The 21,398-nt window shown below is 67.3% G+C and carries 19 protein-coding genes; 9 read left to right on the top strand and 10 right to left on the bottom strand.

Going from position 1 to position 21,398, the window contains the following annotated elements; genetic code table 11:
* Nucleotides 1–3: 3 nt before the first annotated feature.
* Genes BLQ70_RS03385 through BLQ70_RS03395 form a run of 3 tightly spaced genes read right to left on the bottom strand, consistent with a single transcriptional unit; the run spans nt 4 to nt 3,259 of the window.
* Nucleotides 4–639: a DUF2585 domain-containing protein gene (locus tag BLQ70_RS03385; RefSeq protein ID WP_425284547.1), complete on the bottom strand. Its 636-nt coding sequence runs from the start codon at nt 637–639 to the stop codon at nt 4–6.
* Nucleotides 639–1,826 (bottom strand): glycolate oxidase subunit GlcE, encoded by a 1,188-nt coding sequence (gene glcE, locus BLQ70_RS03390; protein WP_091855800.1) that lies wholly within the window; start codon nt 1,824–1,826, stop codon nt 639–641. Before glcE ends, BLQ70_RS03385 begins: the two co-directional genes overlap by 1 nt.
* On the bottom strand, nt 1,823–3,259 hold the full coding sequence (locus BLQ70_RS03395; RefSeq protein WP_091855801.1) for an FAD-binding oxidoreductase: 1,437 nt from the start codon (nt 3,257–3,259) through the stop codon (nt 1,823–1,825). The genes glcE and BLQ70_RS03395 overlap by 4 nt, the downstream gene beginning before the upstream one ends.
* Before the next feature lie 137 nt (nt 3,260–3,396).
* On the opposite strand from BLQ70_RS03395, the gene BLQ70_RS03400 reads away from it, so the two are divergent.
* Both BLQ70_RS03400 and BLQ70_RS03405 read left to right on the top strand, forming a co-directional pair.
* Nucleotides 3,397–4,302 (top strand): LysR family transcriptional regulator, encoded by a 906-nt coding sequence (locus BLQ70_RS03400; protein ID WP_061964624.1) that lies wholly within the window; start codon nt 3,397–3,399, stop codon nt 4,300–4,302.
* A 60-nt stretch (nt 4,303–4,362) separates the two neighbouring features.
* Nucleotides 4,363–5,298 carry an SMP-30/gluconolactonase/LRE family protein gene (locus BLQ70_RS03405; protein WP_091855802.1) on the top strand — a complete coding sequence of 312 codons (936 nt, stop codon included), beginning with the start codon at nt 4,363–4,365 and terminating at the stop codon, nt 5,296–5,298.
* Nucleotides 5,299–5,307: 9 nt separating this feature from the next.
* On the opposite strand, the gene BLQ70_RS03410 is transcribed toward BLQ70_RS03405, so the two are convergent.
* The 4 genes from BLQ70_RS03410 to mscL form a co-directional block, all read right to left on the bottom strand.
* Nucleotides 5,308–6,663: a protoporphyrinogen/coproporphyrinogen oxidase gene (locus BLQ70_RS03410; RefSeq protein ID WP_091855803.1), complete on the bottom strand. Its 1,356-nt coding sequence runs from the start codon at nt 6,661–6,663 to the stop codon at nt 5,308–5,310.
* A 134-nt stretch (nt 6,664–6,797) separates the two neighbouring features.
* Nucleotides 6,798–7,859 carry an AbrB family transcriptional regulator gene (locus BLQ70_RS03415; RefSeq protein WP_091855804.1) on the bottom strand — a complete coding sequence of 354 codons (1,062 nt, stop codon included), beginning with the start codon at nt 7,857–7,859 and terminating at the stop codon, nt 6,798–6,800.
* A gap of 119 nt (nt 7,860–7,978) precedes the next feature.
* The gene (locus tag BLQ70_RS03420) at nt 7,979–9,172 is read right to left on the bottom strand and encodes a pyridoxal phosphate-dependent aminotransferase (protein WP_091855805.1); all 1,194 of its coding nucleotides are present in this window, start codon (nt 9,170–9,172) and stop codon (nt 7,979–7,981) included.
* A gap of 122 nt (nt 9,173–9,294) precedes the next feature.
* Nucleotides 9,295–9,714 carry a large conductance mechanosensitive channel protein MscL gene (gene mscL / locus BLQ70_RS03425; protein ID WP_061964634.1) on the bottom strand — a complete coding sequence of 140 codons (420 nt, stop codon included), beginning with the start codon at nt 9,712–9,714 and terminating at the stop codon, nt 9,295–9,297.
* A gap of 272 nt (nt 9,715–9,986) precedes the next feature.
* Here mscL and BLQ70_RS03430 point away from each other — a divergent pair, with 272 nt between their 5' ends.
* The gene (locus BLQ70_RS03430) at nt 9,987–13,559 is read left to right on the top strand and encodes a PAS domain-containing hybrid sensor histidine kinase/response regulator (RefSeq protein WP_091855806.1); all 3,573 of its coding nucleotides are present in this window, start codon (nt 9,987–9,989) and stop codon (nt 13,557–13,559) included.
* 4 nt (nt 13,560–13,563) lie between these two features.
* Here BLQ70_RS03430 and BLQ70_RS03435 read toward each other — a convergent pair whose 3' ends face one another.
* On the bottom strand, nt 13,564–14,124 hold the full coding sequence (locus tag BLQ70_RS03435; protein ID WP_091855807.1) for a thioesterase family protein: 561 nt from the start codon (nt 14,122–14,124) through the stop codon (nt 13,564–13,566).
* 105 nt (nt 14,125–14,229) lie between these two features.
* On the opposite strand from BLQ70_RS03435, the gene BLQ70_RS03440 reads away from it, so the two are divergent.
* From BLQ70_RS03440 to BLQ70_RS03455, 4 genes are all read left to right on the top strand, one after another.
* Nucleotides 14,230–14,742 carry a tyrosine phosphatase family protein gene (locus BLQ70_RS03440; RefSeq protein ID WP_091855808.1) on the top strand — a complete coding sequence of 171 codons (513 nt, stop codon included), beginning with the start codon at nt 14,230–14,232 and terminating at the stop codon, nt 14,740–14,742.
* 148 nt (nt 14,743–14,890) lie between these two features.
* Nucleotides 14,891–15,355, top strand: coding sequence for an Lrp/AsnC family transcriptional regulator (locus BLQ70_RS03445; RefSeq protein ID WP_170843328.1), 465 nt, complete (start codon nt 14,891–14,893; stop codon nt 15,353–15,355).
* A 76-nt stretch (nt 15,356–15,431) separates the two neighbouring features.
* Nucleotides 15,432–15,689, top strand: a complete 258-nt coding sequence (locus tag BLQ70_RS03450; RefSeq protein ID WP_082617056.1) for an exodeoxyribonuclease VII small subunit — start codon at nt 15,432–15,434, stop codon at nt 15,687–15,689.
* Between the two features lie 161 nt (nt 15,690–15,850).
* Nucleotides 15,851–16,771, top strand: coding sequence for a pirin family protein (locus BLQ70_RS03455; protein WP_091855809.1), 921 nt, complete (start codon nt 15,851–15,853; stop codon nt 16,769–16,771).
* Nucleotides 16,772–16,778: 7 nt separating this feature from the next.
* On the opposite strand, the gene BLQ70_RS03460 is transcribed toward BLQ70_RS03455, so the two are convergent.
* Complete coding sequence (locus tag BLQ70_RS03460; protein WP_210184234.1) at nt 16,779–18,008, bottom strand: MFS transporter; 1,230 nt, start codon at nt 18,006–18,008, stop codon at nt 16,779–16,781.
* Between the two features lie 180 nt (nt 18,009–18,188).
* Between BLQ70_RS03460 and dxs the strand changes: the two genes are divergently transcribed.
* Both dxs and BLQ70_RS03470 read left to right on the top strand, forming a co-directional pair.
* Entirely contained in the window at nt 18,189–20,099 is a 1,911-nt protein-coding gene (dxs, locus tag BLQ70_RS03465; protein ID WP_091855810.1) for a 1-deoxy-D-xylulose-5-phosphate synthase, read from the top strand.
* A gap of 10 nt (nt 20,100–20,109) precedes the next feature.
* A complete protein-coding gene (locus BLQ70_RS03470) occupies nt 20,110–20,838 on the top strand; it encodes a TlyA family RNA methyltransferase (protein WP_091855811.1) in 729 nt (242 codons plus the stop codon).
* Here the strand turns inward: BLQ70_RS03470 and BLQ70_RS03475 are convergent, their stop codons facing one another.
* Nucleotides 20,839–21,339 carry a hypothetical protein gene (locus tag BLQ70_RS03475; RefSeq protein WP_091855812.1) on the bottom strand — a complete coding sequence of 167 codons (501 nt, stop codon included), beginning with the start codon at nt 21,337–21,339 and terminating at the stop codon, nt 20,839–20,841.
* Nucleotides 21,340–21,398 lie beyond the last annotated feature (59 nt).

Below are 21,398 nucleotides of genomic sequence, written 5' to 3' on the forward strand. Positions count from 1 at the left end.
CGTTCAGGCCCCGCCCTGCCAGGCTTTGATCCAGTCCATCGGCCAGAGCAGCATGATGACGTTGAGGGTGAGGTTGTCGCGGATCAGCCAGCCGACGATCAGCTCCATCGCCAGCGCGCTGGTGACAGTCAGCCAGACCGGCGCGAAGCGGGCAAAGAAGAAGCCCAGCACCATCGAGAGGATGTCGCTGACCGAGTTCAGGACGCTGTCGCCGTAATAGTCGAGCGAGATCGTCGCCGAGCGATAGTGCTCGATGACGCCATTGGTGTTCTCGGCGATCTCCCAGGCGCCTTCGAGCAGGATCGAGAGCAGGAGCGCGAGGCCGAAGGAGATCGGCAGGCCGGTCAGGCGGCGGATCAGCCAGCACAGGCCGTAGAACAGGAAGCCGTGGATGATGTGCGAGAAGCTGTACCAGTCAGCGATGTGCTGAGAGTTCTCGGAGGAGACCACCGTGCCCTGCCAGAACTTGATCGTGCCGCATTTGCAGATCGGCTCGCGGCCCATCCAGAGCAGGATCGCGGCAACGCCCGCGATCAGCAGTGCGGCGACAAGCACGAGCGTCATGGGGCCGAGCTGGTTGGGTGCCCAGCTGGTGCGACGATCGCGGGTTTCGGCGGAAAGCGTGTCAGCGAGCGTCATCAGATCCCCGCATAGATCCGGCCCGGCTCGAAAATGCCGGCGGGATCGAAGCTTTTCTTGATGCCGGCGGTGACCCGCATCAGCGGTTCAGCCAGCGGTTGAAAGACATCGACGGCGGCGCGCACCGCGTCGGGCGCCCGCACCAGCGTGGCATGGCCGCCGAGCGGCTTCAGCGCGGCGCGGATGGCAGCAGCGCCAGCATCGTTGTCGGCGGGAACCGCAAGCCAGACCAGCCCGCCGCCCCAATCGTAGAAGCAGCGGGCGCCTGGGACCATGCGGGCGATCGCGGCGGCGGCCTTCGGACCGCTGGTCGGCGCGAGCGAGAGACGCCAGACCGCCTCATCGCTCCCGGCAAAGAAAGCGGCATCGCGGATATCGCGCCAGAGCTCGGTGGGTGTCGTTCCTTCGAGACGTTCCGGCACGCCATATTCGCCCAGCAGCAAGGCGAATTCACTGCCACGGTACTCAATCGAGTCCGAGAAATTCTCCAGGCGAAGCAGGGTCCGTGCCGTGTCACCCGCGAGCCCTGCGGGAAGATGCGCAGCCGCCATCGGCTCGAAGGGCGAGCCCAATGCCTTCGACAAGAGCGTGACGCCGTCGCTGTCCGACAGGCCGCTCCATTGCAGCGTGACGAGGCGCTCCGGCCGCGGCAGCACGCGGAAGGTCACCTCGGTCAGGAACCCGAGCGTGCCATGGCTGCCGCTGAGCAGCTTCACGAGATCAAGCCCGGTGACGTTCTTCATCACCCGTCCGCCAGACTTGATCATCTCGCCGCGGCCATTGACGAGGCGGACGCCGATCAGGGAATCGCGGGCGGCGCCGGCATTGATCCGGCGCGGGCCGGAGATGTTGCAGGCGGCCACGGCCCCGATCGTCGGCTCGCCCTCGCTGCCATAGAGGGCGCGGTGGTCCATCGGCTCGAAGGGCAGCATCTGGCCGCGTTCGGCCAACGTCTCCTGCACCAGCGCCAGCGGCGTGCCGGCGCGGGCGGCGATGACCATCTCGGCGGGTTCGTAGAGGGTGATGCCGGTGAGACCGGCGCTGGAGAGCGTGCTCGCGGCCTGTGCCGGGCGGCCGAGGCCGGCGCGCGTGCCACCCCCGCGCAAGGTGAGCGGCGTGGCGCTGTCGACGACCGACTTCACGACGGCGCAGGCCTGCGCCTCGGTGGTGGGGGTATGGACGATCACGCTGCCACCCTGCCTTCCAGCGGGAAGACCTTCGCCGGGTTGAGCAGCCAGCGCTCGTCGAAGACCGCCCTCACCCGCATCTGCTGGGCGAGGTCCTCGGGATTGAACTGGAAGGTCATCAGGTCGCGCTTCTCGATGCCGACGCCGTGCTCGCCTGTGAGGCAACCGCCGACCTCGACGCAGAGCTTGAGGATGTCCATGCCGGCATCTTCGGCCTTCTGCGCCTCGACCGGATCGTTGCAGTTATAGAGGATCAGCGGATGGAGATTGCCGTCGCCGGCATGGAAGACATTGGCGACGCGCAGGCCATAGCCCTTGACGATCTCGTCCATGCGCTTGAGCACATAGGGCAACTGCCCGGTCGGGATCGTGCCGTCCATGCAGATATAATCGGCGATGCGGCCGGTGGCGCCGAAGGCGGATTTACGGCCCTTCCAGATCGCTGCCGCCTCCATCGCCGATTTCGATTCCTTGACCGTCGAGACACCATGCTCCCTGGCGATCGCGACGATGCGGGCAAGCTGGGCGTCCATCTCGTCGTCCGAGCCTTCGACTTCGATGATCAATAGCGCCTCGACGTCCATCGGGTAGCCGGCCTTGGCGAAGGCTTCGCAGATCTCGATCGCCGGCTTGTCCATGAACTCCATCGCCACCGGGATGATGCCGGCGCCGATGATGGCGGCGACCGCCGCGCCCGCCTGCTCGCTGGTCGGGAAGCCGAACAGCACGGGCCGCGCGCCTTCTGCCGTCCGCAGGATGCGCACCGTCGCCTCGGTGATGATGCCGAGCTGGCCTTCCGAGCCGTTGATCAGGCCGAGCAGGTCGTACCCGGGCGAATCGAGATGGGCGCCGCCGATCTCGACGATGCTGCCATCGAGCATGACCATCGTGACGCCGAGCACGTTGTTGGTGGTGACGCCGTATTTCAGGCAATGGGCTCCACCCGAATTCATGCCGATATTGCCGCCGATCGAGCAGGCGAGCTGCGAGGACGGATCAGGCGCATAGAAGAAGCCCTCGGCCGAGACCGCGCCGGTGACCGCGAGATTGGTCACGCCGGCTTCGACCCGCGCGACGCGGTTGGCATAGTCGATCTCGAGGATGCGGTTCATCTTGGAGACGCCGATCACGACCGCGTCCTCCTGCGGGATCGCGCCGCCAGCGAGCGAGGTGCCCGAGCCGCGCGGCACCACCGGCACGCCCTCCTCCCGGCAATAGCGCAGGACGGCCGCAACCTCCTGCGTGGTCGACGGCAGCACGACGGCGAGCGGCATGCGGCGATAGGCGGTCAGCGCATCGGTCTCATAAGGGCGGCGCTCGTCGTCGCTGGTGATCAGCGCCTGCGGCGGGACGAGGCGCGCAAGGCCGGCGATGATCGATTCGCGACGGGCGAGAATGCCGGCATCCGGCACCGGAAAGGCTATCGCGCTCATCTCTCCCTCCACTCTCGACGACTCATCCACACCACTGACAGGGCATTTGTCTGCGCGGCAGATTAGATCAATTCAATGGCACTTGCAGCGCGGCCAAAGCCAGCCATTATTTCCAGATTGGAAAAGGTGGCGTGCCAATGGACCGGTTCGGCGATCTCGACGTGTTCGCACATGTGGTGACGACCAAGAGCATGTCGGCGGCCGGCCGGCAGCTCAACCTGTCGCCGGCCGTGATCTCGAAGCGCATCCGCCGGCTGGAGGAGCGACTCGGCGTGCGCCTGCTCCAGCGCACGACGCGGCAGCTCGCCCTCACCGAGGCCGGGCAGGGCTTCTACGAGCGCGTCGTCTCGATCCTGTCCTCGATCGAGGAGGCCGAATCCTGGGTGTCCAGCGGGGCCGGACAGGTGCGCGGCACGCTCCGGGTCTCGGCGCCGACCTCCTTCGGCCGGATGCATGTCGCGCCGCATCTCAAGCGCTTCCTCGACGCCAATCCGCTGGTCACGGTCGAGCTCGTGCTGAGCGACGCCTTCGTCGATGTCGTCGGCGAGGGCTTCGACCTGGCAATCCGGATCGCCGACCTGCAGGATTCGAGCCTCGTCGCCAAACGGCTCGCCCCCAACCACCGTGTGCTCTGCGCGACGCCGGGCTATCTGGCGGAGCATGGCATGCCGGCCGATATCGCCGAATTGTCACGCCACACGCTGATCGCCCATAACGCCGACCACTGGCGGCTTGACGGGCCGGAGGGACCGGTCTCGGTCCGGGTCAACGGTCCGCTCCGGACCAATTCGAGCGAAGTCGTGCGCGAAGCGCTGCTCGGCGGCGTCGGTATCGCCCTGCGCTCGACCTGGGATGTCGGGCCGGAGCTCAAGTCAGGCGCTCTGCAACGGGTCCTGCCGGCCTATGCCGTCGGCTCCCGCGTCGCGATCTATGCGGTCTATCCGAGCCGCCGGCACATGGAGCAGAAGGTCCGCGCCTTCGTCGACTATCTCGGCGAGCTCTACGGCGCCACGCCCTATTGGGATGCGGGGCTTGCATTGTAAGGCATTGCCCTGCCCCGTGCGGGCGGGGATGCTCCAGACAAAGCTTCAGGGAGATTTGGCATGTTCGGCGTGCTCGAAGGCACGGGGGTTACGGTCCTCGACCCGCGGTTTCATCGCGTCATTCCCGGCTCGGCCCGTGTCGAGCGGCTGTGGACCGGCGCGCGCTGGTCGGAGGGTCCTGCCTGGTTCCCGGCCCATAACACGCTGGTCTGGTCGGATATCCCGAACGACCGCATGCTGCGCTACGACGCGCTGAGCGGTCAGGTCGGCACGTTCCGCCAGCCGGCGCGCAATTCCAACGGCAACACGGTCGACACGCAAGGCCGGCTCGTTACCTGCGAGCATGGCGGACGACAGGTGACGCGGACCGAGCATGACGGGTCGATCACCGTGCTGGCGAGCCATTTCGGCGGCAAGCGCCTGAATTCACCAAACGACGCCGTGGTGAAGTCGGATGGCTCGATCTGGTTCACCGATCCCGATTACGGCATCCTCAGCGACTACGAAGGTGACAAGTCCGCCGGGGAGATCGGCGCCTGCAACGTCTACCGGATCGATGGGCGGACCGGCGAGATCGCCATCGTCGCTGATGATTTCGTCAAGCCCAACGGTCTCGCCTTCTCGCCGGACGAGAGCATTCTCTACATCGCCGATACCGGCGCGAGCCACGATCCCGAGAACGGCCCTCGGCATATCCGCAGCTTCCGGATGGGGCGGGACGGCATCGCGCTCGGCGAGTCGAAGGTGTTCGCGACCTGCACGGCCGGGCTGTTCGATGGCTTCCGTCTCGATATCGAAGGCCGGATCTGGACCAGCGCTGCCGACGGCGTCCACATCTACCACCCGGACGGAACGCTGGTCGGCAAGCTCGCGATCCCGGAAATCGTCGCGAACGTTTGCTGGGGCGGCCCCAAGCTCAACCGCCTGTTCATCTGCGGCACGACCTCGCTGTATTCGGTGATGACGCATACAAACGGGGCGGTGCGGCCGTCTTAGGGCGTCTCTTCAGACATCCTGCCCGACATAGCTGGCGACGTCGCTCATGCGCTTCAGCGTGCGCCAGTAGATGTCCTCCATCAGGAGATGGGCGAACTCGCCGTTGCGGCCGATGCTGTAGAGACCTGCGACGCCGGTCCTCTCGGCGAAATCCTGACGGCGCTTCTCGTAGCGCGCGAGATAGACCGGATAGGCCAAGGGCGTCTTCAGCATGCCGCCGGCGCCGATATAGCGCTCACGCAGATGCGGGTAGATCCGGCACAGGCCGTCGAGGCAGGCCTGCGCCAGCTTCTCGTCCGACATGGTCCACCAGGCGTCGCCGACCTCGCAGCCGATATCGAAGGTCAGTTGCGTGCGCCCCTCCGGCGCGAGCCAGGGCATGGAGAACGGCGCTTCGGTGACACGGAAGAAGGGCTGCGAGCGATCCGGCACCCAGAGCATCGTATCCGGCAGGAGGTTGCGCCCCTCGAAGCGCAGGTTGACGAAGATCATCGGGCGGTAGCGGAAGCCGCCAAGTTCCTCGAGCGCATCTGTGCCCTCGACGAGCCTGGGCAGGACATGGACCGGCGCCGTGCTGATCACGGCGGAGACGCCGATCTCGCGGCCGTTGACCTTGACGGCCGCGACCTTGCCGTTCTCGACGAAGATGCGCTCGACCTTCGATTCCAGCGCGATGCTGTCGCCGAGGCGTGCCACCGTCGGCTCGAGCAGCTTGGCGACGCCGCCTTCCGGATAGACATGGTAGACGCGCGGGCTCTCCGGCATCTCGTGCGAGTAGCCGTTGCAGACCGCCCGGCCCGACAGGCGCGACGCCGCCTTCAGGAGAAAGGTCTTCATCACCCCGGCCGCGAGCTTGTTGCCGACGGCAGGCGAAAGCTCGCTCGCCGGCGCGCCCGACCAGGCCTCGGCGAGCGGGATCGCGACATCTTCGGCGAGCGCCTCGCCATAGGCATTGCGGAACCAGTCGGCGGCGTTCGCGACCGGCTGCGGTTTCAGGCGCGCGGACACTGCGCTCGCGGCATAGCGCGGCGAGAGCGCCAGGCCGAAGGGATAGCTGTAGCTTTTCTGCCCCAGTGCGACCGCCTCGCCGTAATGGCGGACGGTGCGCGAGATCGCGCTCGCTCCCATGGCATCGGCCAAGCGATTGCTGACGAAATGCGCCCCGAAATCGTAGGTGTAACCCTCGGCATCCTTGAAGGAGGAGGCCATGCCGCCGACGGCGCGGCCGCTTTCGAAGACCGTGGCGCGCAAGCCCCGGCGCTCGATATCGAGAGCGGCGGTGAGGCCGGCAATGCCGGCGCCGACGATCGCGACGGGCTTGGCGAAGCGGCGCCAGACGTTCGGAGCCTGCACGGCGGTGGTCATGGCGGTCGCTCCGCGTCCATCGACCTATGTCGACGGCTCAATATATATCAGGAGCGAATGAATTCGGATTTGCGGAAAAGCCGCAATCGTCGAGCCCGAACATAAGGGATCGTTAAGCCCAGTCCGGCTGCAGATCAGCGCGGCGGCACATTCTTCATGCGGCCCAGGACCAGCGGCATCGCCAGGCCGATGATGACGAAGCGCACGAGGTGATGCGCGCCGACATAAAGCGTATCCAAGCCCATCGCGAAGGCGAGCATCGCCATCGCCTCCAGGCCGCCGGGCGCGAAAGCCGCCATGCCGCTGGCGTAGGAGACGCCGGCAAGCCAGGCTGCCGGCCAGGCGAACAGGAAGGCCACGACGATCGAGACGGCGAAGCCGCCGATAGCGAGCGGAAACAGTCCCTTCAGCTCGTTACGTGGGATATGCGCGATGCGCCCGCCCATGGTCGTGCCGAGCAGGACCTGCACGGCGATCTGGATCGGCATCGGCAACGCGCCCTCGACGAGGCCGCTGCCATGCAGGGCGGCGCTGGCGAAAGTGGCACCGAACATCAGCGGGGCAGAGAGGCCAAGCCGTTCGAAGACCAGCCCGAGCGTCAGTCCCGCCATCGTCACGCCGAACATCGTGCCCGCATCGACTTCCTGGACGGCGGGTGTCGGCATGCCGGTGGCAGCGCCGCTCAATTGCATCACGCTGGGCAGGAGCGCGACCAGCACGAGCAGGCGAAACAGCTGGACGACCGAGATCCGGCCGATATTGGCGCCCTTCGCCTGTGCCACGGCGAGCACGGTCGACAAGGCGCCGGGCGCCGCGGCCAGCAGGGCATCGATCCAGGGCCAGCGCGCGACATGGCGCAGATAGGCGCCGGTCGCGAGCATGATCACCGCGACGCCGACGAGGAGAATGACGAGGGAGGCGGGATAGCGCGCCGCCGCCGCCAGTGCCTCGGGCGTCGCCGCCGAGCCGAGGATCGCGCCGGACAGGACCATGGTCGAATCGAACCAGGGCCGGCGCAGGTTCGGCAACGGGCGAATCAGCGCCACCACCGCGCTCAGCAGCATCGAACCGGAGAGCCAGGCGGCGGGCATGCCGAGCAGGGCGAAGGTCCCGCCCCCGACCGCCGCCAGCGCGATGACCAGAATTTCCCGCCAGAGCAGCGTCAGCCGGTTCGAAGGATAGCCGAACGCTTTCATCGCCTTCCCGCCGCGCCGAGGACAGGAGGCGCCGGGCGTTCATGGCGATGGTCCGGCGGCGGGTCAACCGACCGGCTGCCCGCCGGGCGCAGGGCGGCGTTGCACTACCCGCTGCGGGATCAGAGGGTGGCGAGGGCCTTCTGCAGGCGCGCCACGGCCTCGACCAGATCGGCCGAGTTGCGGGCGAAGCAGAGGCGCAGCCCGGTCTCGCCGCCGGGGCCGAAGGCGGTACCGGGAGCGAGGCCGACATTGGCGCTGTCGACCAGATCGAGCGCGAGCTTGCGCGAATCCTCGCGGCCATCGACCGAGAAGAACTGGTAGAACGCGCCGACCGGGGCCGAGAGCGTGACGCGGTTCGTCGCCTTCAGCCCCTCGAACACGATCCGGCGGCCTTCGGCAGCGCGCGCGATCTGCTCGGCGACGAAGCCTTCGCCCTCGTCGAGAGCCGCGATGGCGCCGCGCTGGACGAAGACCGGCGAGCCGGAGGTCGAGTACTGGATGAGGTTCTCGACGATCTGCCCGAAGGCGACGGGCACCTCGATCCAGCCGATGCGCCAGCCGGTCATCGCCCAGTTCTTCGAGAAGGTCTGGACGAAGATGACGCGGTCCTCGGCCTCCATGATGTCGTGGAAGGAGGAAGCGCGCTCCGAGCCGTCATAGACGAAGCGGCCGTAGATCTCGTCGGCGACGAGCCAGATGCCGTGCTTGCGCGAGAGCGCCAGCAGCGCCTCCTGCTCAGCCTTCGTCGCCGTCCAGCCGGTCGGGTTGGACGGCGAGTTCACCAGGATGCCGCGGGTACGCGGGGTGATCGCCTTCGCGAGCCGATCGAGATCGAGGGTGAAACGGCCCTGCGTATAATCCATCGGCACGCAGACGGTCGCCGCACCGCTGACGCCGACGGCGGCGCCGAAATTCGGCCAGGCCGGCGTCGGGATGAGGATCTCGTCGCCGGGGCCGGCGATCATCCGCACCGCGATCTGGACGGACTGCATGCCTGAGCCGGTGACGTAGAAGCTCTCGGGCGAGAAGGCACGGCCGTAGAGGCGCTGGTGGTAGCGGGCGAGCGCCTCGCGCAGTTCCGGGATGCCGCGCTGCCAGGTGTAGAAGGTCTCGCCGGCCGCGAGCGAGCGCGCCGCAGCGTCCGCGATGAACGAGGGGGTCGAGAGATCGCCCTCCCCGACCCAGAGCGGGATCAGGCCCGGCTTGAGCCGGCCGTGGTTGACCACCTCGACGATGCCGCTTTCCGGCGCATTCCGGGCTTCGGGGCGAAGCTCGGCAAGCAGGGTGCTGCCCGGCAAGATGGCGGTGTTCATCGGGATCGACCTCGCGAAAATCAGTGCTCCACCTTTAGCCGATTGCGGCGCTGCGAGACATGAAATCGCGAGATCGGGTCGATCGGCGGCCGTGATGAATCACGACCGCGCGGATAGCGGGATCAGGCCTGCTTCTGCTTGAGCAGGTCGCGGATTTCGCCGAGGAGGACAACATCTTCCGCCTTGGGCGCGGGGGCTTCGTCCACCGGCGCCGGCTTCTTCTGAAGCTTGTTGATGCCCTTGACCACGAGGAAGAGAACGAAGGCGATGATCAGGAAGTTGATCGCGACCGTAACGAAGTTGCCATAGGCCAGCACGGCGCCCTGTTTCCGGGCTTCCGAGAGGATCGGCGAGGTGACGCCGCTATTGAGGCCGAAGAAATAGTTCGAAAAATCGACGCCGCCGAGCGCGCCGATGAACGGCATGATGATGTCGGTGACGAGAGAGTCGACGATCCTGCCGAACGCCGCACCGATGATGACACCGATGGCGAGATCGACGACATTGCCCTTCAGGGCGAATTTCTTGAATTCTTCCAACATGCTGCACCCCTTGAGAATCGGCAAGGCTACCCCAACAGCCTGCGCCGGACGCTAAACCAGCCGTACAGAGCAGGGAAAGCCCGAAAACACACCAAAGCCGGCCCAACGGCACCTGAAACGCAAAGAGTTGGGGATGAAACGCGTTTGAAGGCTTGCGCCAATGGCCTATGGCGAGCCGACAGGCCGTCCGATACTCTACGGAAAATCCGGAAACCGAGCACTATGGCGCCTGCATCCCGGCCCCGTTCGCACCCAACCCCCATGAGGGCGGCATGATCCCCGCCTGGTCCGTGGTGCTGGTCGCGCTCGCCTATCTGTGCGGGCTCTTCGCCGTCGCCCATGTCGCCGATACCTCCGGGCGCAGGCTGATGACCGGGCGGGCGCGGACGACGATCTATGCGCTGGCGCTTGGCGTCTACTGCACCTCCTGGACCTTCTACGGCTCGGTCGGCTTCGCCAATCGCGCCGGCTTCGACTTCCTCGGCATCTATGTCGGTCCGATCCTCGTCATCGGGCTGGGCAACCGCTTCGTCGGCCGCATCGTCGGCATCGCCAAGTCGCAGAACATCACCTCGATCGCCGATTTCGTCGGCGCGCGCTATGGCAAGAGCGAGCGCGTGGCAGCGCTGGTCTGCATCGTCGCGGTGATCGGGGCGCTGCCCTATATTTCGCTGCAGCTCAAGGCGGTCGCCAATTCGCTCTCGGTCTTCCTGGCGGCGACCGGCGGCCATGCGCCGACGCCGGACGTGCCGGTGCTGAGCGACCTGCCCTTCCTGGTCGCGATCGTGCTCGCCGGCTTCGCCTGCGCCTTCGGTACCCGCCATATCGACGCGACCGAGCACCAGGACGGGCTCGTGCTGGCGATCGCGGTCGAATCCCTGATCAAGCTGGTCGCCTTCCTCGTGCTCGGCTTCTTCATCGTCTACGGGCTGTTCGGCGGCCCCGGCGACCTGCTGGCGCAAGCCGCCAAACCGATGGGCGGCGCCCTGCCGATCTGGGAGCGCACATCGAGCTGGCCGAATTTCCTGACGCTGACGCTGCTGTCGAGCTGCGCGTCACTGCTGCTGGCGCGGCAGTTCCACATGACGATCGTCGAGAACCGCGATGTCCGCGACGTGCGCCGCGCGGCCTGGATGTTCCCGCTCTATCTCGTGCTGATCAACCTGTTCGTGCTGCCCCTGGCGGCGGCCGGCGAGATCCTGATCCCCGGCAGCGGCGTCGACCGCGACATGACCGTGCTGCTGCTGCCCCTGCAGCGCGAGGCCGGGGTGATCGCCCTCTTCGTCTTCGTCGGCGGACTCTCGGCCGCGACGGCGATGGTGATCGTCGCCTCGGTCGCGCTGGCGATCATGATCTCGAACCATCTCGTGATGCCGCTGCTGCTGCGTGGCCGGCGCGGCCTCAGCGATCCCGGCCGCGCGGTCAGACTGTTCGGCGGGCGCAGCGCGGGCGACAGCAATCTCGGCGGCGATCTCGGCTCCCAGGTGGTGATCATCCGGCGGCTGAGCATCTTCCTCGTGATCCTGCTCGGCTATGTCTATTATCGCGCCTCCGGCGAGGCGGCTCTGGTCTCGATCGGCCTGTTGTCCTTCGCGGCAACGGCACAGATCGCGCCCGCCTTCTTCGGGGGCCTGTTCTGGCGGCGCGGCACGGCGCTCGGCGCCGCCGCCGGGCTGACGATCGGCACGCTGGTCTGGGCCTATACGCTGCTGATGCCGAGTCTGGCGCTGCCCGGCGGCTGGTGGAGCAGCGTCGTCGCATCAGGCCCGTTCGGAGCCGGCATCTTGAGGCCCGAAGCCCTGTTCGGAGTGGAATGGCCGTCGCTGCCGCATGGCGTGTTCTGGAGCCTCGGGCTCAACATCCTCGCCTATATCGGTTTCTCGCTGCTGCGTCCGGCCAATGCGATGGAGCGCTTGCAAGCGAATGCCTTCGTCGAGTCCCAGCCGGCGACGATGGCGCAGTCCTTCTCGCTGTGGCGCACCACAATCACCGAGGGCGAGCTGCAATCGACGATCGCGCGCTATCTCGGAGCGGAGCGCACGCAGCGCGCCTTCGAGAGCTTCAACAGCGGCCGCGGCGAGGCTTCCGAAAGCGGCCGCCAGGCCGATATCCACCTGTTGCGCTTCGGCGAACACCTGCTCTCCTCGGCGATCGGCGCGGCCTCCTCGCGCCTGGTGCTGTCGCTCCTGCTGAAGCGGCGGAACCTCTCGACCGAGGCTGCCTTCAAGCTGCTCGACGATGCCTCGGCCGCGCTCCAGTACAACCGCGACATCCTCCAGCACGGGCTCGACCATGCCGGCCAGGGCATCACCGTGCTCGACCGGGATCTCCGGCTGCTCGCCTGGAACCAGGCCTTCATCCAGCTCTACGACCTGCCGGCCTCGCTGGTGCGTTTCGGCACCGGCCTCGACGAGATCGTGCGCTACAACGCGGCGCGCGGCGCCTATGGCACCGGCGCACGCGACGAGCTGATGGCGGCGCGGCTGGAAAGTTTCATCAACGACCGCGAGCCGGTGCGCCTGAAGCTCTACCCGTCGAAGAAGGTCATCGAGGTCCGCACCAACGCCCTGCCGGACGGCGGTTTCGTCACGACCTATACCGACATCACCGACACGGTCGCGGGCGAGGAAGAGCTCGAACGCGCCAACGAGGGCCTCGAACGCCGCGTCGCCGAACGCACCGAGGAACTGCTGCACGTCAATGCCGAGCTCCAGCGCGCCAAGGCCGAGGCAGAATCCGCCAACGCCTCGAAGACGCGCTTCCTCGCCGCCGCCAGCCACGACATCCTGCAGCCGCTCAACGCCGCGCGCCTCTACGCGACCTCACTGGTCGAGCGCGACCGAGGCAGTGGCCAGCCCGAACTCGCCGAGAACATCGACGCTTCGCTCGACGCCGTCGAGGAGATCCTGACCGCGCTTCTGGAGATATCGCGGCTCGATGGCGGCGCGCTCAAGCCGGAGCTGTCCTCCTTCCGACTCGACGAGCTGATGCGTCAGCTCCAGCGCGAATTCGAGCCAAGCGCCCAGGAAAAGGGCCTGAAGCTGGTGTTCATGCCGACCAGCCTGACGCTGCGCTCGGACCGGCGGCTGCTGCGGCGTCTGCTGCAGAACCTGATCTCCAACGCGATCAAGTACACGCCGGGCGGCAAGGTGCTGATCGGCTGCCGGCGCCGGGGCAACCAGGTCGCGGTCGAGGTGATCGATACTGGGCTCGGCATTCCCCAGAGCAAGCAGAAGACCGTGTTTCGCGAGTTCCAGCGGCTCGACCAGGGCGCCAAGGTGGCGCGCGGCCTCGGCCTGGGCCTCTCGATCGTGCAGCGCATCGCGCGGGCGCTCGACCACGGACTGACGCTCGATTCGGCGCCGGGCCGCGGCACCCGCTTCTCGGTCTCGGTCCCGCGCGCCGCGCCGCTGCCGGCGATGACGACGGCGACAGCGGCGCGCAGCGCGCCTGCCGGGCAGCTCGCCGGCATGCGACTTCTCGTCATCGACAACGAGCCCGCCATCCTCGACGGCATGAAGCGCCTGCTCGAAGGCTGGGGCTGCCGGGTCACGATCGCCGCCAGCCTCGAAGAGGCGCTGCCGCATGTTGGCAGCAAGGGCGAGGCGGATGTCCTGATCGCCGATTACCATCTCGACCATGGCAACGGCCTGACCGCGATCAGCGCGCTCCGGGCCCGCGCGCGCACGCCGATGCCGGCGATCCTGCTCACCGCCGACCGGACGCAGCATGTGCGCGAGGCGGCAAACGCGCTCGACGTGCACCTGCTCAACAAGCCGCTGAAGCCCGCTGCCCTTCGCGCGCTGCTGGCACAATGGCGGGCGACGCGGCTGGCGGCGGAGTAACCGCTTAGCCTGCGGCCGAAGCGGCGCTGCGCATGGCGTCCTCGGAGGCGAGGAAAGCCGCGACTTCCGGGCTCGGCTCCGGGCTCTCCGCAGTGATGCCGATCTCTCCAAGCAAACGCGCCACCGGGACATAGGCCCGCGCCTTCTTGTCGTAGAGCGCCGCCCGGACGAGCGCGACCGCCGCGACGATCTCGGTGGCATCGCGGCCCGCCATCAGCATGCGGTGCTGCATCACCAGCCAGCTCTCGCTCCAGCACAGGATTTTCGTCTCGACCCGGAACGGGCGGAACAGGCGCATCTCGCGGCGGAAGCGGATGGTGCCGGCATTGACCACCGGCAGCCAGCGATGGCGCAGCACCGCCCGCCACAACCCGCTGCGCAGCATCAGGTCGAGCCGGCCGAGATCCATCAGCGACCAGTAGCGGCCATTGTTCATGTGCAGGCTGGTGTCGAGATCGTGGAACCAGACCCGGAAGGGCAGGACGGACGCGTCGGCCGGCAGGTCGAGCCGCTTGCGGAACCGCGTCGTCAGCAGGAGCCAGATCAGGCGGAACCAGAGATTCATGGGGAGTTTTTTCGCGCGGGATCGATCGGGGCAGCGCCTCCATGTCATGGAGACGCCGGCACTGTCGATCATGCTATCGTCTGCCCACCGTCACGGAGCCGGCCCTTGCCCACCCTTCACGTTTCCCCGCTGTCACGGCTGGACGAGACCGTTGCCGCCGTCCGCGCCCGGCATCTCGTGACGCTGATCAATGTCGGCACGACAGTTCCCCGTCCGGCCGGAATCGCGCCCGAGCGGCATCTTTTCCTGGGGATGTCCGATATCAACCAGGCGTTGGATGGACATGTCCTCGCCGGCCAGGAGCATATGGCGCGGCTCCTCGCGTTCTTTCGCGATTGGGACCGCGCCGCGCCGATGGTCGTCCATTGCTGGGCCGGAATCAGCCGCTCGACGGCGGCGGCCTATATCGCAGCCTGCGCGCTTGGACCCGAGCGTGACGAAGACGAGGTAGCGGACGTGCTGCGCAGCGTCGCGCCCTCCGCCACGCCGAATGCCCGGCTCGTCGCCCTGGCCGATGCAGCGCTGGGGCGGCGCGGCCGGATGATCTGCGCGATCGACCGGATCGGGCGCGGCGCCGATGCCTTCGAAGGCACGCCCTTCGTCATGCCGCTGGCCTGAATCCGCGCTTCCCGCCGCGCAGCTTCCTGCGCGCATTTCCCGCCATAGCTGTGATTGCTACGGCGCCCGCGTCAGTTCGCTGCAGAAAATTGCTTGCATCGGACGAATTTTGCGACGATGCATCGCGCGGGAGGCCTTCACCGTGACAATGACGATCGAGCTCGACTCGCGCGACCGCTCCATCCTGCGGATTCTCCAGCAGGACGGGCGCATCACCAATTCGGATCTTGCCGAGAGGGTGCATCTGTCGCCCTCGGCCTGCCTCAGGCGCGTGCGCCAGCTTGAGGAAAGTGGCCTGATCCGCGGCTATGCCATGATGCTCGACGACAAGATCGCGGGCTTCCCCGGCACGGCCTTCGTCTTCGTCACGCTGGACCAGCAGGGCCGCGCCTCGCTGGAAAGCTTCGAGCAGGCCGTGCAGAGCCTGCCCGAGATCCTCGAATGTCACCTGCTCGCCGGCGCGCATGATTATCTGATGCGGGTGATCTACCGCGACAGCGCCGATTTCGAGCGCATCCACACCGATATTCTCACCCAGTTGCCAGGCGTGACCCGCGTGCAGTCGACGCTGACGCTGCGCACGATCAAGAAGACCTCCGCCCTGCCGGTCTGAGTCAGCAGCGCCGCGAAGCGGGTTGCGGCCGGGCTCGCTCCAGCCGATAAGCTCAGCGCAAAGAGGAATCAGGCCTGTGAGCGAAGAGAAGACCAACACTGATGTCGCCACCCTGCCCTTCGAGGCAGCGATGAAGGAGCTCGAAGGCATCGTTGCGCGGCTGGAGCGCGGCGACGTCCCGCTCGAGGAATCGATCGCGATCTACACACGCGGCGAGGCCTTGAAGGCGCGTTGCGATGCACTGCTGAAGCAGGCGGAAGCCCGCATCGAGCGCATCACGCTCGGCGCCGACGGCAAGCCGACGGGCGCTGCCCCGCTCGACGTCGAGAACTGAACCGACCCCGGCGGCGCCTTTAGCGCCTCGCAAGATCAATACGCAATGCCGCGGCGCCCCTGGTGTCGCGGCATTGCATTTCTGCCAGCGACCGGTTGCGAGCCGGCGCTTGCCTGCCCGCCTCCACGGGGCCAGATTCGGCCTCAACCAAGGAGGCCATCATGTCGCAACTCCCCGCCGACGATCCGATCCTGGGCGATGCCCGCTCCTGCGAGGCGATCGAGAAGGTGATCGTGCCCCGCTCCCACGACCTCGGCGGCTTCCAGGTCCGCCGGGCGCTGCCGGCGATCGGCCAGCGCATGGTCGGCCCCTTCATCTTCTTCGACCAGATGGGCCCGGCCGAATTCCATCTCGGGGAGGGGCTGGACGTGCGCCCGCATCCGCATATCGGGCTCTCGACCGTGACCTATCTCTTCGACGGCGAGATCATGCATCGCGACTCGCTCGGCACGGCGCTCGCGATCAAGCCGGGCGCGGTCAACCTGATGACGGCCGGCCGCGGCATCGTCCATTCCGAGCGCACCGGCATGGAAGCCCGCGCCAGCGGCCCGAAGCTCTACGGCATCCAAGCCTGGCTCGCCCTGCCGAAGACGCATGAGGAGGTCGCGCCCGAGTTCAAGCATCACGGCGCCGGCGATCTGCCGCGCATCGTCGAGGGCGGCAAGCGCATCAGCCTGATCATGGGTTCGGCCTATGGCCAGACCTCGCCGGTCAAATTCCCCTGGGACGCGCTCTATGCCGAGGCCGTGCTCTCGCCCGGCGCGATCCTGCCGCTCGACCCCGACTATGACGAGCGCGCGATCTACATCGTCTCCGGCAAGGTCGATATCGCCGGCGACGAGTTCGGCGCCGGCCAGCTCCTCGTCTTCAAGCCCGGCGACCGCATCTCGATCCTCGCCATCGACCAGAGCCGCGTGATGATCGTCGGCGGCGAGCCGATGGACGGCCCGCGCAACATCTGGTGGAACTTCGTCTCGTCCTCGAAAGAGCGCATCGAGCAGGCCAAGCAGGAGTGGAAGACCGGCCGCTTCGACACCGTGCCCGGCGACGAGAGCGAGTTCATCCCCCTGCCCGAAGGCTGAGGCCGCCTCAGACGGCCTCGGAGATGTCCCGCAGTTTCGGGACCCGCGAGAAGCCGATCACCAGCAACTGGACCAGGAAGCCTGTGGCCGCGAGGCCCAGGCAGGCCGCGATGCCGAGATGTGCCGCGACGGAGGCGCCGATCGCGGCCCCGATCGGGCGGGCACCGAAGGTCGCGGTCATGATCAGAGCGGAGACGCGGCCGAGCATGGCGTTCGGCGTCACGGCCTGGCGCAATGTCATCGTCGAGATCGTCCAGATGATCGGCCCGACGCCGAACAGGAAGAAGCTCGCCGCGACCAGATAGAGCGAGGGCATCCAGAGCGTCGCGAACATCACGCCGGCTGCGCAAAGCCCGGCGAAGGGCCCGAGCAGGATCAGCGTCCCGAAGGTGACCTGCTTCGCGATGGCCGGCGCGAGGACAGCGCCGACGATCATGCCCGCGCCGTAGATTCCGAGCGTGATGCCGACCTGCGTGGCGCTCAAGCCCAGATTCTGGACGGCATAGGCGACATAGACCGCCTGGAAGATGAACCAGGAGACGTTGAAGAACACCGCCGTCATCAGGATCGGCCGGAGCAGATCATGGCCGGCGACAAAGCGGGCGCCCTCCTTCAGATCATGCAGCAGGTCGCGGCGCGGACCGGACGGCGCCTCGTCCTTCGGCAGGCCGGAAAGCATGAGCACGGCTAGGATCGAGAGCCCGGCCGCCAGCCCATAAGCGGTGGAGACGCCGATCCAGCCGACGAGCGCCCCGCCGAGCGCAGGCCCGCCGGCATAGGCGGCACTGCGCGCCAGTTCCAGCCAGCGATTGGCGTCGGCAAGCCGCTCGCGCGGCACCACGGAGGGAACGAAAGCCGGCGCCGCGACGCTGTAGCAGACCGTGCCGATGGCGCCGAGCGCGCCGAGCAGGGCGAGCCAGGTCAGGTTGAGGCTACCGGCGGCGAGCAGCAGCGGGATCGCCAGCAGGGACACCGCGCGTAGCGCCTCGGTGCCGACCATGAGGCGGCGGCGCGAGGCGCGGTCGACCATCAGGCCGGCGGGAATCGACAGCAGGAGGAAGGGCAAGGTCTGCGCTGTCTGCAGCCAGCCTGTCTCTGCCGGCCCGGCCGCGAGCAGGAGAACCGCGGCCAGAGGCGCTGCGGCGAGCGCGATCTGCTCCGAGAACTGGGCAAAGAGATTGGACCAGCCGATGCGGCGAAATGCCGTCGGCAGGGGCGTCATATCGGTCGATTGCATGACCTGGCGTCCTCGGAAACAGTCGTCAGCGTACTGAAACGCCTTGCCGGCACGGGAACCACCCGTTTCGTGGCAAGGCGGGGCACCGCCGTCGGTCGACGCGGAAACGCAAGCACGGTTTGCCAGCGCGCCGCGCAGGCTCTATTTCGGGAGCGCCCCAGTGAAGGATCAGACAGCCTCGTGCCCCGTCCCGCCACGCCGCTCCTCGACACGATCCACGAGCCCGCCGATCTGCGCGCCCTCGACGACGCGAAGCTGCACGCGCTCGCCGACGAGCTCAGGCTCGAGACGATCGATGCCGTCTCGGTCACCGGCGGCCATCTCGGCGCCGGGCTCGGCGTGGTCGAGCTGACCGTCGCGCTGCATCATGTCTTCGATACGCCGCGCGACCGGCTGATCTGGGATGTCGGCCATCAGGCCTATCCGCACAAGATCCTGACAGGGCGGCGCGAGCGCATCCGCACGCTGCGCCAGCCGGGCGGGCTCTCCGGCTTCACCAAGCGCACGGAGAGTGCCTACGACCCCTTCGGCGCCGCCCATTCCTCGACCTCGATCTCGGCCGGGCTCGGCATGGCTGTCGGGCGCGATCTTGCGGGTGGCAAGAACAATGTCATCGCCGTGATCGGCGACGGCGCGATGTCGGCCGGCATGGCCTATGAAGCGATGAACAATGCCGGTGCGCTCGGCTCGCGGCTGATCGTCATCCTCAACGACAACGACATGTCGATCGCCCCGCCGGTTGGCGCGATGTCGGCCTATCTGGCGCGGCTCGTCTCGGGGCGGACCTATCGCTCGATCCGCGAGGTCGCCAAGCAACTCGCCGAGAAGCTACCACGCTTCTTCCACGACAAGGCCAAGCGCACCGAGGAATATGCCCGCGGCTTCTGGACCGGCGGGACGATGTTCGAGGAGCTCGGCTTCTACTATGTCGGGCCGATCGACGGGCATAATCTCGACCATCTGCTGCCGGTGCTGCGCAATGTCCGCGACGCCGAGAGCGGGCCGATCCTCGTCCATGTCGTGACGCAGAAGGGCAAGGGCTATGCCCCGGCCGAGGCCAGCGCCGACAAGTACCATGGCGTGGTCAAGTTCGATCCGGTCACCGGGCAGCAGGCGAAGGCGCCGGCGAACGCGCCGAGCTACACCAATGTCTTCGCCAGCGCGCTGATCAAGCAGGCGCGCGAGGACGACAAGGTCGTCGCCGTCACCGCCGCGATGCCGTCCGGCACCGGGCTCGACGCTTTCGGCAAGGAGTTCCCGGGCCGCACCTTCGATGTCGGCATCGCCGAGCAGCACGCCGTGACCTTCGCGGCCGGCCTCGCCACTGAAGGCTACAAGCCGTTTGTGGCGATCTACTCGACCTTCATGCAGCGGGCCTACGACCAGATCGTCCACGACGTGGCGATCCAGAAGCTGCCGGTGCGCTTCGCGCTGGACCGGGCCGGGCTCGTCGGCGCGGATGGCGCGACCCATGCCGGCTCCTTCGATATCGCCTATCTCGCCTGCCTGCCGGACATGGTGGTGATGGCGGCCGCGGACGAGGCCGAGCTGACCCATATGGTCGCGACCGCCACGGCTTATGACGACGGGCCGATCGCGCTGCGCTACCCGCGCGGCGAAGGCGTCGGCGTCGAGATCCCGGATGTCGGCGTGCCCCTCCCGATCGGCAAGGGCCGCATCGTCCGCGAGGGCACGCGAATCGCCTTGCTCTCGCTTGGAACGCGCCTCGGTGAAAGTCTCAAGGCAGCGGAATTGCTGGCGCAGCGCGGCCTGTCGACGACGGTCGCCGATGCCCGCTTCGCCAAGCCGCTCGACGAGGCCCTGATCCTGAAGCTCGCCCGCGAGCATGAGGTCCTCGTCACGGTCGAGGAAGGCTCGGTCGGCGGCTTCGGCAGCCATGTCCTGCATCTGCTGGCGCAGAACGGCGCGCTCGATGCCGGCCTGAAGATCCGGAGCCTGACGCTGCCCGACGTCTTCCAGGACCATGACAAGCCGGATGCGATGTATGCCGCTGCCGGGCTCGATGCCGCCGGCATCGTCAAGGCCGTCGAAACCGCGCTGGGCCGGCCCAGCGCCGTGAAACTGGCCTAACGACCCTGCCATGAAGAGCCGGGCCGACCAGTTGCTCGTCGAGCGCGGCTTCTTCGAGAGCCGGGCGCGTGCGCAGGCCGCGATCGCGGCAGGATTGGTCACCGTCAATGGCGCAGCCGTACGCAAAGCCTCGGAGATGGTAGCTGCCGATGCGGAGCTGACCGCGCAGGCGCCGCATCCTTACGTCTCGCGCGGCGGGCTGAAGCTCGCCGGCGCGCTCGATGCCTTCGGCTTCGATCCGCAAGGCCTGACCTGCCTCGATGTCGGCTCCTCGACCGGCGGCTTCACCGACCTGCTGCTGAAACGCGGCGCACGCCATGTCGTGGCCGTCGATGTCGGGCGCGACCAGCTCCATGCCTCGCTGCGAGCCGATCCGCGCGTCACCAGCTTCGAGGGGCAGGATATCCGCACGCTGGATGCGGGCGCGCTACCCGAACCGCCGAGCGTCGCCGCGATCGATGTCAGCTTCATCTCGCTCAAGCTCGTCCTGCCGGCGGTCGCTGCCCTGCTCTCCCCTGAGGCTGGCATCGCTGCGCTGATCAAGCCGCAATTCGAAGCCGGCCGTGCCGCGCTCAAGAAGGGCATCGTGCGCGACGAGGCGATCCAGCTTCAGGTCTGCGAGGAGATCGTCGCGGTGCTGAAGACACTTGGCTTTGCAGTGGATGGGCCGATCCCCTCACCGATCGAGGGCGGCGACGGCAATCGCGAGTTTTTGGTCGGGGCGCGTCGGCCAGCCTGATCAGCGCGCCAACAGCGCGTCGATCTCGGCTTGCAGGGCCGTATCCTCGAACAGCCCGATATCGATCGCGCCATTCGCGTTGATGAATTGGGTCGCGCGGGCGATCTGTCGGCGCAGCGCTTCACCAGCGACCTCGATGATCGCCGGCAATTCCGGCGGAGGCGGCGTTTCCGTGAGCAGCGCGGTGACCGTACGAATCAGGCGCGTCATCGCACGGCAGGCCTCGTCGAAGGCACGGGCCCTGTTCGGATTCAGCTCGTCATAGGCGGCGAGCGCAGAAGCAGCACAGCGCAGTGCGGATGTCGCGAAATGCTCGCGATAACCGACAGCCTGCCAGGCCTGGAGATCGGCGAGGATGCTCTCATCCATCGCGACCATCTCGATCAGCATCAGCGCTTCGCTGTAACGGTTGAGAAAGTCGGTCGACAGACGCGGATGGACACCGGCATCAAGCCGATCGGCCGCCGTTCCAGCCAGCATCTCCGTCGCGATGACGCTCATCCGCTACCCCAAACCGGGGCGACTATGTTGGCCCAACCGCAAATAAAGTGTTGATTCCG

It is taken from the genome of Allobosea robiniae, from assembly GCF_900102525.1.
In the GTDB taxonomy this organism is placed as follows: Bacteria; Pseudomonadota; Alphaproteobacteria; order Rhizobiales; family Beijerinckiaceae; genus Allobosea; species Allobosea robiniae.